The sequence below is a fragment of the Nosocomiicoccus ampullae genome (genome assembly GCF_019357495.1).
GTDB lineage: Bacteria > Bacillota > Bacilli > Staphylococcales > Salinicoccaceae > Nosocomiicoccus > Nosocomiicoccus ampullae.
In genome coordinates, this window is the sequence record NZ_CP079110.1 from 348,520 (window position 1) to 363,379 (window position 14,860).

The 14,860-nt window shown below is 36.5% G+C and carries 13 protein-coding genes and 1 riboswitch; of the genes, 8 read left to right on the plus strand and 5 right to left on the minus strand.

Translation table 11 applies throughout. From position 1 onward, the window contains the following. Positions 1-2: 2 nt before the first annotated feature. Both KPF49_RS01845 and KPF49_RS01850 read right to left on the minus strand, forming a co-directional pair. Complete coding sequence (locus tag KPF49_RS01845) at positions 3-845, minus strand: DegV family protein (protein WP_183673479.1); 843 nt, start codon at positions 843-845, stop codon at positions 3-5. A 4-nt stretch (positions 846-849) separates the two neighbouring features. Continuing rightward, on the minus strand, positions 850-1,671 hold the full coding sequence (locus KPF49_RS01850; RefSeq protein ID WP_183673482.1) for a Cof-type HAD-IIB family hydrolase: 822 nt from the start codon (positions 1,669-1,671) through the stop codon (positions 850-852). A gap of 102 nt (positions 1,672-1,773) precedes the next feature. Here KPF49_RS01850 and KPF49_RS01855 point away from each other — a divergent pair, with 102 nt between their 5' ends. Together KPF49_RS01855 and thiT are read left to right on the plus strand one after the other, a co-directional pair. After that, positions 1,774-2,082: a metal-sulfur cluster assembly factor gene (locus KPF49_RS01855; RefSeq protein ID WP_183673483.1), complete on the plus strand. Its 309-nt coding sequence runs from the start codon at positions 1,774-1,776 to the stop codon at positions 2,080-2,082. Between the two features lie 80 nt (positions 2,083-2,162). Next, positions 2,163-2,248: riboswitch (TPP riboswitch) on the plus strand. Between the two features lie 29 nt (positions 2,249-2,277). Beyond that, the gene (thiT, locus tag KPF49_RS01860; RefSeq protein ID WP_183673485.1) at positions 2,278-2,826 is read left to right on the plus strand and encodes an energy-coupled thiamine transporter ThiT; all 549 of its coding nucleotides are present in this window, start codon (positions 2,278-2,280) and stop codon (positions 2,824-2,826) included. Positions 2,827-3,115: 289 nt separating this feature from the next. On the opposite strand, the gene KPF49_RS01865 is transcribed toward thiT, so the two are convergent. Beyond that, positions 3,116-3,943, minus strand: coding sequence for an undecaprenyl-diphosphate phosphatase (locus KPF49_RS01865; RefSeq protein ID WP_183673487.1), 828 nt, complete (start codon positions 3,941-3,943; stop codon positions 3,116-3,118). 172 nt (positions 3,944-4,115) lie between these two features. Here KPF49_RS01865 and clpB point away from each other — a divergent pair, with 172 nt between their 5' ends. Further along, positions 4,116-6,704 (plus strand): ATP-dependent chaperone ClpB, encoded by a 2,589-nt coding sequence (gene clpB, locus KPF49_RS01870; protein WP_183673489.1) that lies wholly within the window; start codon positions 4,116-4,118, stop codon positions 6,702-6,704. 36 nt (positions 6,705-6,740) lie between these two features. Here clpB and glpK read toward each other — a convergent pair whose 3' ends face one another. Further along, positions 6,741-8,231, minus strand: a complete 1,491-nt coding sequence (gene glpK / locus KPF49_RS01875) for a glycerol kinase GlpK (protein ID WP_183673491.1) — start codon at positions 8,229-8,231, stop codon at positions 6,741-6,743. 64 nt (positions 8,232-8,295) lie between these two features. After that, positions 8,296-8,490 carry a YjzD family protein gene (locus tag KPF49_RS01880; RefSeq protein ID WP_183673493.1) on the minus strand — a complete coding sequence of 65 codons (195 nt, stop codon included), beginning with the start codon at positions 8,488-8,490 and terminating at the stop codon, positions 8,296-8,298. Positions 8,491-8,722: 232 nt separating this feature from the next. Between KPF49_RS01880 and KPF49_RS01885 the strand changes: the two genes are divergently transcribed. From KPF49_RS01885 to KPF49_RS01905, 5 genes are all read left to right on the plus strand, one after another. Continuing rightward, on the plus strand, positions 8,723-9,775 hold the full coding sequence (locus tag KPF49_RS01885; protein ID WP_183673495.1) for an ABC transporter ATP-binding protein: 1,053 nt from the start codon (positions 8,723-8,725) through the stop codon (positions 9,773-9,775). Beyond that, the gene (locus KPF49_RS01890) at positions 9,775-10,719 is read left to right on the plus strand and encodes an ATP-binding cassette domain-containing protein (protein ID WP_183673497.1); all 945 of its coding nucleotides are present in this window, start codon (positions 9,775-9,777) and stop codon (positions 10,717-10,719) included. Before KPF49_RS01885 ends, KPF49_RS01890 begins: the two co-directional genes overlap by 1 nt. After that, complete coding sequence (gene opp4B, locus KPF49_RS01895) at positions 10,720-11,682, plus strand: oligopeptide ABC transporter permease (protein WP_183673499.1); 963 nt, start codon at positions 10,720-10,722, stop codon at positions 11,680-11,682. Positions 11,683-11,694: 12 nt separating this feature from the next. Further along, positions 11,695-12,735, plus strand: coding sequence for an ABC transporter permease (locus KPF49_RS01900; protein ID WP_183673502.1), 1,041 nt, complete (start codon positions 11,695-11,697; stop codon positions 12,733-12,735). Positions 12,736-12,977: 242 nt separating this feature from the next. Then, positions 12,978-14,798 carry an oligopeptide ABC transporter substrate-binding protein gene (locus tag KPF49_RS01905; protein WP_183673504.1) on the plus strand — a complete coding sequence of 607 codons (1,821 nt, stop codon included), beginning with the start codon at positions 12,978-12,980 and terminating at the stop codon, positions 14,796-14,798. Positions 14,799-14,860 lie beyond the last annotated feature (62 nt).

Genomic DNA, 14,860 nt, shown 5'->3' on the forward strand with positions numbered 1-14,860 from the left:
TATTACACTCCTTCAGTAAAGTAGAATAGGGCAATCGTTCCGTTTCCAGTATGAGAAATAATAGTAGGGCCGATACTAGAAATTTTAATATCTGTTAAATCAGTTTCTTTTAATATTAAATTTTTTAACGCTTCAGCATCTTTAAGGTTATCTGAATGTGTTATATGCACTTCAGTTTTTGCGCCTTCTTCTTTCATCATTTCAACCATACGTTTTAATACACGTTTCGTTCCACGATATTTCTCAATCGGAACGAGTTTACCATCTTCAACGTGAAGTAGTGGATGAATGTTTAAAAGACTACCTAAAAATGCTTGTCCTTTTGAAAGTCGGCCACCTTTAGCGAGGTAATCTAGGTCTGACACTGTAAATAGGTGTCTAATGTGTGATTTATCATGTTCGATTTTTTGTAATACTTCATCTTTAGATAATCCGTCTTTCACATATTTTGCCGCGCGTTCAACAAGTAACCCGTAACCGTAACTTGCACTTAACGAGTCGATGACAGTAATATCAACGTCATCCCTTTCTTCTAAAATCATGTCACGTGCGATATTTGCACTTTGTATTGTTCCAGATAATTGGCTTGAAAAACCTAAGTAAATGATTGTTTTATCTTCTTCTAGTGCTTTTGTAAAGTGTTGGTAGATTTCTTCAGGATTCGCTTGACTTGTTAGTGGACGGATACCATCATCAACAGCTTTTGAAACGTCTTCACTCGTGATTTCGTATCGATCTAAATATACTTTACCATCGACGTTAACATTTAACGGGATAAAATAAAGGTTATGTGATTTTGCAAAATCTAAACTAATGTCTGAACAACTATCTACGATAAGTTTCATATTTTTACTCCTCTACATTTAATTTAAAATATTCGTTTAAGTATTTTCCGACACCGTCGTTATTATTGTCGTATTTTGTCACGTCGTCAGCGACACTCTTTAAGTCATCGATTGCGTTATTTAACGCAACACCGTGTGTGACGTATTGTAACATTTGTAGGTCGTTATCTTCATCTCCAAAGGCGATTGTGTACTCTTTGTCTAAACCTAAACTATCAAGTACGTATTCGATACCTGTTGCTTTTGAAATTCCTTTTTTAATAATTTCAATAATTGCAACGTTTGGCCCCCAGCGTCTATGTGTGACTGTTTCAGCATAGACATCATCGAATGCTTGTCGAATATAATCAATGCGTGCTTCAGTCGTGTTAATTAACACAGTCGTTGCTTCTTCTGACATATTTTTACGGAGGTCTCCAGTGACAATTTTAGGATCTCCCATATAAAATTCACTCATCAAGACGCTATCGTGATATTGAAAATAAATATCATCACGTACTTCAGCGACGATATTTTTAATGTCATATTTATCGATATGTTCAACAATATCTTTAATCACTTCTTGAGGTAATGTTTTATGCAACACCTTAAAATCGAAATCTAACGGATGATGCACAAAAGCGCCGTTAAAGTTTACGACCGGTGTATTTAATTTTAGTTCTTTATAGTAAGGTACAGTCGCACGGTACGGTCGTCCTGTACTGATCATTACATAATGACCGTCTTCTTTTAATTTTTGAATGACACGTTTTGTATAGTTGCTGATTGTTTTATCGTCAGTGAGTAACGTGCCGTCTAAATCTAAACATATAAGATGTGGTTTCATGAACTCAATCCTTTCGATTACTTTAATAATATCATTATTATTCACTAGTTGTAGAATTTTTGGTATATTGAATACTAGATATATAAACGTGAGGTGACATATATGGATAAGGCAATGGAAGAAAGCATGCTCGGTGCGTTAGAGAACGTTATCGACCCAGAGCTTGGTATAGATATTGTAAACTTAGGTTTAGTTTATGGTGTGTTCTTAGATGAGGACGGTAATGCAGGTGTTGAAATGACACTCACATCAATGGGATGCCCGATGGGCCCTGAAATTGTTCAAATGGTCGAAGAGTCATTACTTGAGTTACCAGAAGTTAAAACTGTTAACGTACAAATCGTATGGAATCCACCATGGTCAAAAGAAAACATGTCACGCTATGCTAAAATCGCTTTAGGTGTAACATGATAAATCACACCCTACTTAAAGTAGGGTGTTTTTTTATGATGTTGCTTGGTACATAGATTTAAACTATACTATTAATTGCTATGAATCATAAGGGGTGCGTATGCTGAGATAATACCCTTGAACCTGTTGAGATAATGCTCGCGTAGGAATATGATCAACGTTTGATTCATAAGTAAACTTTTAGGAAGTGTATTTATGAAAAGTACAAATACGAAGCTCATCGTAATGATGGAGATTGCGATTTTAGCAGCTTTAAGTATGGGGCTCGACTGGTTAGATACACCATTTAAAATCGGTCCATACAGTTTTAGTTTTTCAATGGTGCCAATTATTATTCTAGCGGTGCGCCGCGGGGTAGGCCCAGGAATGATCGGTGGTTTAATTTGGTCGATTCTACAAATTATCACTGGTAACGCTGCAGGATGGATTGTACACCCAGTACAATTAATTTTAGATTACCCACTTGCGTTTATGTTAATTGGAGTCGCAGGTGTTGCAGCAAAAAATAGAACGTTATTAAACGTATTATTTTGGACGCTTATTGGAATTTTTTTACGTTATACATCACACTTTTTCGCAGGATGGTTCTTCTTTGGAAGCTACGCGCCAGAAGGTCAACCTGCATGGCTATACAGTTTAATCGTTAACGGATCTACATTCTTAGCAAACGCAGCGATCTGTTTAATATTTGTTGGATTATTATTCTTTGCTGGTCGACGCTTATTTACACCAGCTGAAAGATAAAAAATACCAGCCGAACTTTTAAAGCTCGGCTGGTATTTTTATTTTTACGTAAATTAGGTTTGCGTGAACGACTGTAAAATTTCGTTCACGTTTAGACGATTTATGTTCACGAAATGATTAAGAGGTTTACGTAAAAGCATTTTGCATTTACGGAATAATTAATCGTTTACGCAAAATCATTTTGCGTAAACAAGTACTTCATCTTGTTAACGAATAGATAAAATGCATGAACGAAATAGAGTTCTCGTTAACGAAAAAACAAATTGCGTTAAATTAAACAGTCATTCGTTTACGATAACACGATGAATTGATACATAATCGCAAATATTCCTGCAGCGAAGCAGTAATAACTGAAATATTTGAGACGCCCGCTTGTTAAAGCTCCTTCTAGTAATTTAAATCCGATGTATGTTGCAATAATCGTTACAATAAACGATGCGATGTACGGAACGAGTAGTGTGTCGAGCATTGGATCTGACGCGATATCTGAAATTGATAAGATTGCAGTTCCGAGCGATACAGGTATATATAGTAGGAATACAAATCTTAATGCATTTTTCTTCTCTAGTCCGACTGCCATAGAACCAACGAGTGTCGCACCGCTTCGGCTTATTCCAGGAATTAATGCCACGCATTGTGAGAGACCAACGATAATTGAGTCTTTAACTGTTAACTCTCCGTCACGTTTAACACCTGATTTATTTTTTATAAACCATAACGCACTCCCTGTAACAAGAAGCATTAATCCGACAAACCCCATAGAGACATTGTCACCAATAATATCTTTTAATAAGAATCCAAGTACTCCAACAGGAATCGTCGCAATAATTAAGTAAATGACGTATTTAAAATCTACTATTGCTTGTTCATCTCTATTGCCCTTAAATATGTAGCGTAAAAAGTTTTTTGCAATTTCAAATATATCTCTCCAGTAGATATAGAGGACTGCGATTAGTGAAGCGGTATTTAAAAATATTTCAAAAGATAGACCATTCGCTTCGACTCCAAATAATTCTCTTGCCATGACTAAATGACCACTTGAAGAGACAGGAATTGGTTCAGTTAACCCTTGTAAAATTCCAAGAAAAACATATTTAATTATTTCTATAATATCCATTGTTTAAATCCTCCTAGTCAATATTACAACTATAGTACAAACGAGAGTGTAAGGAAAGTAAAAATAAAAAGGTCAAAAATAGTCAAAAATTTAGTCGAAACACTTGAAATTCAATATTAACGGTGTATAATATAAGTATAGTCAAAATTGGTCAAACACTTGAGGTGAGAAAATGGATATCAATAAAATGACTTATACAGTGCAGTCTATTATAGAGCGTGCACAACAAATTTCAGTAGAACATAAAGTTCAAACGATTGAACTCGCTGCTGTATTAAAAGCATTATTTACAGTAAGTGATTCAATGGCAAAAGATATTTTACAACGCGCAAATATTAATGTAGATGACTTAATTAAGAAATATGATGAAAAACTAAAAAACTTTAACACAGTTGAAGGTGACAATGTCCAGTATGGACAATATATGTCACAAGACTTTAGTCGCTTAATACAAGAAGCAGAAAAAGTAATGGGAGATATGAAAGATGAATATATTTCTCAAGAACATATGTTACTTGCTGCTTTAAATGTAGATGACATTTTAAAAGAACATGTCGGAAATAAAGACGAAATCGTAAAAGAAATCATTAAAAAGATTAGAGGAGGAAAACACGTGACGACTCAAAATCCAGAAGTACAATATGAAGTATTAGAAAAATACGGTCGTGACTTAGTCGAAGAAGTTCGTAAAGGTAATATGGACCCAGTCATCGGTAGAGATGAGGAAATCCGTAACACGATTCGTATATTAAGTAGAAAACGTAAAAATAACCCAGTGTTAATCGGTGAACCTGGTGTTGGTAAAACAGCAATCGTCGAAGGACTCGCACAGCGTATCGTTCGTGGAGATGTACCGGATTCACTAAAGAATAAAACAATTTTCGAATTAGATTTAGCAGCACTCGTTGCTGGTGCAAAATTCCGTGGTGAATTCGAAGAACGTTTAAAAGCAGTATTAGAAGAAATTAAAGAAGCGGACGGTCGAATTTTACTATTCATCGACGAAGTGCATATGCTCGTTGGTGCAGGTAAAACGGATGGTGCAATGGACGCTGGTAACATGCTTAAACCGATGTTATCACGTGGAGAACTTCATATGATCGGTGCGACAACGTTAAATGAGTACCGTGAATATATTGAAAAAGACTCTGCACTCGAACGTCGTTTCCAAAGAGTACTTGTTAGTGAACCAACAGTCGACGACACAATCTCAATATTACGTGGACTAAAAGAACGTTACGAAGTGCACCATGGTGTAAGAATCACAGACCGTGCACTCGTTGCAGCAGCTGAATTATCAGACCGCTATATTACTGAACGATTTTTACCAGATAAAGCGATCGACTTAGTTGACCAAGCAAGTGCAACGATTCGTACAGAAATGGGATCTAACCCAACAGAACTCGACCAAATTAATCGTCGAGTGATGCAGATGGAAATCGAAGAACAAGCACTTTTAAAAGAAGATGACCAAGTCTCAAAATCACGTTTAGAAGAGCTTCAAAAAGAACTTGCTGAAGCTAGAGAAGAACAGCAATCTCTAACAGCACGCGTAGAACGTGAACGTGAACAAATTAGTGGAGTATCACGTAAACGTGAAGAAATCGACAAAGCACGTCAAGAATTAGAAGAGGCAGAAAGTAATTATCAGTTAGAACGTGCCGCTGAACTTCAGCATGGTATCATTCCTAAATTACAAGCTGAGTTAAATGAATTAGAACAAGCACTCCATGAAGAAACAGACGGTCAAGATAGAATCATTCGTGAAGTTGTTACAGATGAAGAAATCGGTATGATTGTATCACAATGGACAGGTATACCAGTGACGAAACTTGTTGAAACTGAAAAAGAAAAATTACTCAACTTACCACAGTTACTTCATCAGCGTGTCATTGGACAAGACGAAGCAGTCGAACTTGTATCAAACGCAGTAATTCGTGCGAGAGCTGGTATTAAAGATCCAAACCGTCCAATTGGTAGCTTCTTATTCTTAGGACCAACGGGTGTTGGTAAGACAGAACTCGCGAAGGCACTTGCTGAAACGATGTTCGATAGTGAAGATAATATGATTCGTATCGACATGAGTGAGTATATGGAAAAACACGCAGTATCTAGACTGATCGGAGCGCCTCCAGGTTACGTTGGATACGAAGAAGGTGGACAACTCACTGAACAAGTGAGAAGACACCCATACTCAGTAATATTACTGGATGAAGTAGAAAAAGCACATACTGATGTGTTTAACATTTTACTTCAAATTATGGATGACGGCAGACTAACAGATTCTCAAGGTCGTACAATTGATTTTAAAAACACAATTTTAATTATGACGTCTAACTTAGGGTCACACTACCTACTTGATACGATGATTCAAGGTGGAGAGATTAACGATAAAACACGCGAAGTCGTTATGAATGAAGTACTGACACACTTTAAACCAGAAATCGTCAACCGTATGGATGACATCGTTATGTTTAGTCCATTAACTGAAGCGGATATGACAGGTATCGTTGATAAGTTAGTGAGCGAACTAAACGAGCGATTAAACGATCAACATATGAGTGTTGATATTTCAAATGAAGCGAAAAAATATATCGCAAAAGAAGCATATGAACCAGAATTTGGTGCAAGACCATTAAAACGTTTCATTCAACGTGAAATTGAAACACCACTTGCACATAAAATGATTGAATCAAACCTTGAAGAAGGATTGCATGTAAATATTGATGTTAAAGACGGTGCATTTGTATTTAATATGTAAGTAAAAAGCTCTACTGAGTATTCAGTAGAGCTTTTTTTAGTTTGAAAAATATTCTGTTGCTTTAACCGCACGTTTCCAACCGTCATATTTTCTTTCTCGAAGTTCTTCATTCATAGAAGGATTAAATGTTTTGTCGACAGACTTAAGTTTTTTTAATGAATCTTTTGATTCAAAGAAACCGACCGCAAGACCTGCTAAAAACGCAGCACCGAGTGCAGTGGATTCTAAATAGGTGGGTCTTTCGACGGTACATTTTAATAAGTCGGATTGAAACTGCATTAAAAAGTCATTCGCTGATGCGCCGCCGTCAACATTTAATCTTTTAATGTTAGTATCACTGTCTTGACGCATTGCTTCTAATACGTCTGACGTCTGATACGCAAGTGATTCTAATGTGGCGCGTGTAATTTCTTCTCTAGATGTGCCACGTGTGATTCCAAACATCGCACCACGTGCATGCATATTCCAGTGTGGCGCACCGAGTCCAGTAAACGCTGGTACAACGTAGACATCAGTGTCTTCAATATTTTTAGCAAAGACTTCACTTGTTTTTGCATCATCGAAAAACATCATTTCATCTCTCAGCCACTGGACTGCACTTCCTGCGACGAAAATTGAGCCTTCAAGTGCGTATTTTACAGGTTCGTCTTTTAACTGATATGCAATTGTTGAAATGAGTCCATGATTAGAACGTTTTAACTCATCACCTGTGTTTAATAGTAAGAAACACCCTGTACCGTATGTATTTTTCGCTTCACCACATTCAAAACATGTTTGACCAAATAATGCAGCTTGTTGATCGCCAGCGATACCTGAAATCGGAACACGTTCACCAAAGAAATGACCAGCATCAGTAAATGCATATATTTCACTTGAACTTTTTACTTTCGGTAGCATTTTTCTAGGGATGTTTAATATGTTTAAAATTTCATCGTCCCAATCTAACGTATTAATATTAAATAACATTGTACGACTGGCATTTGTGACATCAGTGACATGTGTTTGTCCGGAAGTTAGTTTCCAGATGATCCAACTATCAATCGTGCCAAATAACAAGTCTCCATTTTCAGCCATTTCTTGTGCGCCGTCGACTTCATCTAATATAAATCTTACTTTTGTCGCTGAAAAATAAGGGTCTAAAACGAGTCCGGTTTTCTCTCTAAATAAATCCTCATAACCAGCATCTCTTAAGTTTTCAATGATTTCATCGGTTTGTCTAGATTGCCAAACAATTGCATTATAAACCGGTAAGCCAGTGTGCTTATTCCAAACAACTGTCGTTTCACGTTGGTTAGTGATACCGACACCTTTAATTTCATCAGTAGATAAGTTGTTATCTCCAAGAAGTTGCGCGATTACAGACAGTACCGAACTCCAAATTTCATTCGCATTATGCTCGACCCAGCCTGAATGCGGGAAGTACTGATTAAACTCCATTTGTGCAGTCGCTTCAATATTACCGTCTTTATTCACTAAGACAGCACGTGTTGATGTAGTTCCCTGATCAATTGATAAAATATAACTCATCTGTACACCTCATATGTAATATAAAAAAGACTCTATAAATGATAGAGTCTATAAATTAAAAATATTAATTTTCGTCCTTAACATAATTAGGGTCTGGCTTCATAACCATATCTAAGAAGAATACAACTGCTGTAATTAACACTGCAAATAGTACTCCAATCATCGGATAAAGTGGACCGCCACCGCTTAAACTGTTTAGGATGAAGTTAATCATTTGAGTAAGTAAAAATGCCCAAACGAAAGTTACTATAAATCTCAAATCAGACACTCCTAAAAATATTTATCTTTTCTAAGTTTATTTTACATTAAATTGTTCAAAAAGTATACAACTTAGAGTATAATAAATGTTAGCGTTTTCAATTTATTTTATTTTATAATCTATCAGAATTGATTAAATTTTGAGATAATATTGATTTTTGTTTCAATTGTCTATACAATTAAAACAACTTATTTACAATCCTTTAAAAAAGAAAGGAAGTTTGGTGAACAAAATGAATGAACAAGAACATTTATTATCAGTAAATCACTTAACGACATCATTTAAAATTAATGGAGAATATTATCCAGCTGTAGATGATGTATCGTTTAATATTAATAAAAACGAAGTGCTTGCACTCGTTGGAGAATCTGGATCAGGTAAAAGTGCGACAGCATTCTCTTTAATGAAATTACATAGACATGCGCGTGTACAGGGCGAAGTACTATTTGAAGGGAAAGATATTTTAAAGTCTTCTGAAAAAGACATGAATAACATTCGTGGTGGAGATTTTTCAATGGTGTTCCAGGACCCGATGACAGCGCTAAATCCTTTAATGAGAATTAAAGATCAAATTATTGAAACGTTAACGATTCATAATACGAAAGAGAAAAATGAAAGAGAACCTTATGCAATTGAATTACTCAAGCGAGTTGGTATCGCTCGAGCAGAACAAGTCGGAGAAGCATATCCACATGAACTCTCTGGTGGTATGAGACAGCGTGTTGTTATTGCGATTGCGATTGCGAATAAACCAAAGTTACTTATTGCAGACGAACCAACAACGGCTTTAGACGTAACAATTCAAGCACAAATTTTAGATTTGATTCGTGAGTTAAAAGATGATTTAGGTTCAGGTGTTCTTTTAATTACACACGATTTAGGTGTCGTTGCAGAAATGGCTGATAAAGTTGCAGTGATGTATGCAGGACAAATCGTTGAAATGGCACCAGTTCAAAAGTTGTTTAAAAATCCGCTTCATCCATATACAAGAAGCTTATTAAACTCATTACCATCTGAAGACATGCTTGGTGGACAACTACACGTAATTCAAGGTGTTGTACCAGCGTTAGATAAGATGGACCGAACAGGTTGTAGATTCGCACCACGTATTCCGTGGATCGATGAGGACGCGCATGAACATAACCCTCAGTTACGTGAAGTTGAAGATGGGCATTATGTACGATGCACATGCTATAAAAACTTCTATTTAGATTCATCGAATGAGACAACTCAAGAAGTAGAAGCTAAGCAGTTTGGAGCGTTGCACCAAGGAGGTAATGAATAGTGACAGAATATCTATTAGAAATTAATGATTTAAAAGTCTACTATCCAATTAAAGGTGGATTTTTTAACACGACTAAAGACTACGTCCGTGCAGTAGACGGAGTAACAATAAATATTCCTAAAGGTAAAACGTATGGATTAGTTGGAGAGTCTGGTTCTGGTAAGACGACAACTGGTAAAGCCGTAATGGGACTAAATAAAGTAACTGGCGGAGATATTTACTTTGACGGGAAACACTTAAACAGTGGTAAAAAAGTAGATGTGAGTCGTGAAGTTCAGATGATTTTCCAAGACCCGTATTCATCTTTAAATCCGCGTAAACGTGTATTTGATATCGTCGCAGAACCACTTAAAAATTACGAAAAACTATCAAAAGATGAATTAATAAAAGAAGTCATTCGACTTATTTCTAGAGTAGGATTACCACCAGGATCTTTGTATAAGTATCCACACGAATTCTCTGGAGGACAACGTCAACGTATTGGTGTAGCACGTGCGATTGCATTAAATCCGAAACTTATTATTGCGGACGAACCAGTATCTGCGTTAGACGTATCTGTACAAGCACAAGTACTTAACTTCCTACAAGAAATTCAAGAAGATATGGATTTAACGATGTTATTCATCGCCCATGACTTGGGGGTCGTTCGACATATGTGTGAGTGGATCGGTATTATGTACCACGGTCGACTTGTAGAAGAGGGACCAGCGGAAGTGATTTTCAAAGATCCTCAACATATTTATACAAAAAAATTAATTGCAGCAATTCCAGATGTAAACGTTGATAATATTGAGGCGAACTTACGTAAACGTAGAGAAGTACAAGAGGAATTTGATAATCATTTCCACGAATACTTAGATGAAGACGGCAAGCCGTTTCCTCTCGTTAAAATTTCAGAAAACCATAGTGTCGCTTTACCACCAACTGAAGGAGGTAAACAGTAAATGATTAAATTTATAGTTAGACGTATTTTAATATCTGTTCCACAAATATTTTTACTTAGTCTATTAATTTTCTACCTTGCGAGTTTAATGCCAGGGGATGCATTAAGTGGTGTACTTGACCCGAATATTCCAGCAGAAGCGTTAGAAAAGCAACGTGAGGCTATGGGGTTAAATAATCCATGGTACATTCAATATAGAGACTGGGTCGTTAATATGTTACAAGGTGACTTTGGACGTTCGTATTTCCAGCAGCAACCTGTACTTGACGTTATTGGTGACCGCTTAATGAACACGATTTGGTTATCACTATTCTCTACAATTTTAATTTATTTAATTGGTATTCCTTTAGGTATGTTATCAGGTCGTTATAACGACTCATTATTAGACAACGTAATCACTGGTTATACATACTTAGGGTTTGCAACACCGTCATTCATGTTCGGTTTACTTATGGTATTAGTATTCGGATTTAACTTAGGATGGTTCCCAACTTCAGGGTCTGTCAATCCAAAATTAGATCCTTGGACAATCGAATATTTCTTTAGTAAGGTGTATCACTTAGTTTTACCGTCATTATCGATTGCTTTAATTGGACTCGTTGGTACTGTGCAGTACTTACGCGGGGGTATTATTGAAACGAAACAAAAAGATTACGTAACTTTAGCACGTGCGAAAGGTTTATCTGAAGGGAAAGTGTATAGTAGACACATTTTCAGAAACGCAATTATCCCAATCGCAGCATTCTTTGGTTATGAAATCGCAGGATTACTTGGTGGTTCTATTTTCATCGAAATGATTTACGCGTATCCGGGAATGGGTCGTTTATTCTTAGAATCTATTTCTACACGTGACTTCAGTGTTGCGAACGTATTAATGTTATTCTACGGATTCTTAACGATTGTCGGTACGTTATTATCAGACATTATCTTAAGTATTATTGATCCAAGGATTCGTATTAAATAAGGAGGGTGTCACATGACAAAAGATAATAAAAATTTAAATGATGAAAACCGTGAACTAAACGATGTCAATCCAGAGAACACAGGTTTTAGAAAAGATAGAAATGAAGCACACCCAACAGACATTGATACGCATAACCAGTCAGGTACTAAAGGCATTGAATCACACGATTCAATTGACGTTGAAAACTTGCCGCGCTCAACGCCTGGTTGGAAAGTCATCTTAGGAGAAGTCTTTGCTGATAAAATTGCATTATTTAGTTTAATTATTATGATTGCCATCACATCATATGTATTTGGTTTAACGATGTTTTTAAAGCAATCTGAAATTGTAGCAGTTGATTTATTTTCAATTAATCAAGCACCAAACGAAGAATTTAGACTTGGAACAGACTATGGTGGACGTGACATTTTCGGACAATTAATTATCGGTACGAGAAACTCGTTATTAATCGGTGTACTCGTTACTGCGATTTCTGTATCATTTGGTACAGCATACGGGGTAATTTCAGGATACTTCGGTGGTCAAATTGATAACTTAATGATGCGTATCGTTGATTTTATGATGGTTTTACCATTCATAATGATTATCGTAGTTTACGTAACGATTTCACCAGACTACAGTATCGTTAGTTTCTCACTTATTATGAGTGCATTTTTATGGACAGGTACTGCGAGATTAATTCGATCACTTGCAATTCAAGAAAAAGAACAAGACTATATTAACGCGTCCAGAACGTTAGGTAGTTCACATATCAAAATTATATTTACACAGTTATTACCAAACTTAATTGGAATTATTATCGTTAACTCGACATTATCACTTGCAGCAAACATCGGTATCGAGTCAGGGTTATCATTCATTGGCTTCGGTTTCCCAGAAGATACGCCGTCACTTGGTACATTATTATCTTATGCAACACAAACACAAACACTACGTCTACGCCCTTGGATCTGGGCACCGGCAGCGATTTTAATATTAATCTTAATGCTTTGTGTACGTAACGTTGGTGAAGCGATGCGCCGTGCGGGTGACGCGAGACAACGTAATGCTTAATAGAAAAGTTCAAGCAGTCCGCTTGAACTTTTTTATTTAATTTAAAAAAATATAAGAAAACGATTACATAATTATTTAAAATGAGGTATAATGTTTATAACAAATTAAAACGGTTTCAATTTTTTGAAAATATTTTTAATTTTGTTATTGATTTATCAGAATTTTATGATAATATCAAAATAGATAACAAAACTTGTATATTTCTACGAATCGTTATCTACAAACTTAAAGGAGGACACAAGATGAACAAAAAATATTGGTCTCGCTTACTATTCGGGATGGGGTCATCTCTAGTGCTCGTTTTAGCTGCTTGTGGTGGCGGTGAAGACGCTGGTGACGAATCTAAAGACGAAGACGGTGGCGATTCTGCCAAAGTTGAACCAGATGAAGAAGGGATTTACAACTACGAAGACTTCTCTAAGTCTGTATCAAACACAGGTGAACCTTCAGGTACAGGTACTTTAAAAGTCGGTTATACGTCAGATACACCATTTGAAGGTACTTTAAACTGGGCGTTTTACCAAGGTGCACCAGATGCTAAAATGATTGAACACTTTGATGAAGCAGTATTCTCAATGAATGAGGACTTCCAATACACTCAAGATGGCCTTTTAGGTTATGAGTTAAATGAAGATGATAATACTGTAACATTTACATTACAAGAAGATGCGAAATGGCATGACGGTGAGCCAGTTACTATTGAAGACTACGTTGCTTCATACGAAGTGATTGGTCACCCTGACTATGACGGTGTTCGTGGTTCAAATGAGGGATTCACTTTAATCGAAGGTTATGAAGAGTATCAGTCAGGAGATGCTGACGAAATTTCAGGTATCGAAGTTAAAGACGATAAAACAGCAGTTTTCCATTATAAAGAATTAGCACCATCATTAACAGCTGGTGGATTCTGGGCATACTTATTCCCTGAACATCACTACGAAGGTGTAGAAGTTAAAGACATGAGTGCTTCAGATCAAACGCGTAAAAACCCAATTGGTATTGGACCTTACAAAGTGAAGTCTATTACTTCTGGGGAAGCAATCGTTCTTGAGAAATTCGAAGACTACTGGAGAGGCGAGCCAGGAATGGACGGAATAGAAATTAAAGTTATTCCTCCATCATCAGTAGCTGATGCAGTAGAAAAAGGCGACATTGACGTTGCACTATCATTCCCTACAGATCAATTCCCTGACGTTTCAGAAATTGATGGTGTAGAATGGTTAGGTCAAATCGACGGAGCATATACTTATATCGGATTTAAACTTGGTGAGTGGGATGAAGACAAAAACGAAGTGAACTACAAACCAGACGAAATGAAAATGGGAGACAAAGAGTTACGCCGTGCAATGTGGCATGCGGTTGATAACGATGCTGTAGGTAAGAAATTCTACAAAGGTCTTCGCTGGGAAGGTACATCATTAATTACGCCTTACCACAAAGACTGGCACAAAGATGACTTAGAAACTCCTAAATTCGACCCAGAAAAAGCGAAACAAATCTTAGCAGACGCTGGCTATGAAGATAAAGATGGTGACGGATTCGTAGAAACACCAGACGGTGAAGAACTAGTGATTAAGTTTGCTTCTATGTCAGGTGGAGACACAGCTGAACCATTAGCAAACTACTACATTCAATCATGGAAAGACGTTGGACTTAACGTTGAGAAAACTAACGGTCGTTTAATTGAGTTTAACTCATTCTATGACATGCTTAAAAACGACGACAAAGAAGTAGATGTTTACATGGGTGCTTGGGGCGTAGGATCTGACGTAGACCCTTCAGGATTCTATGGCAGAAAAGCACTATTCAACTATCCACGTTACGCTTCTGAAGAAAATGATGACTTACTGAAAAAAGGTAACTCACAAGAAGCACTTGACACTGAATATAGAAAATCAGTATACGATGAGTGGCAAGAATTAATGGTTGAAGAAATTCCAGTATTCCCAACAATGTACCGTGCGTATGTTACACCAGTTAACGAACGTGTTAAAAACTGGAGTGAAGAATACGGATATAACGAAGATACACTTCTATACAAAATCGGTGTAGATGAAGAGTAATTATTCAAAATAAAAAGCTTGAGTATATATGTACTCAAGCTTTTTTTAATTGAAAAAAATAA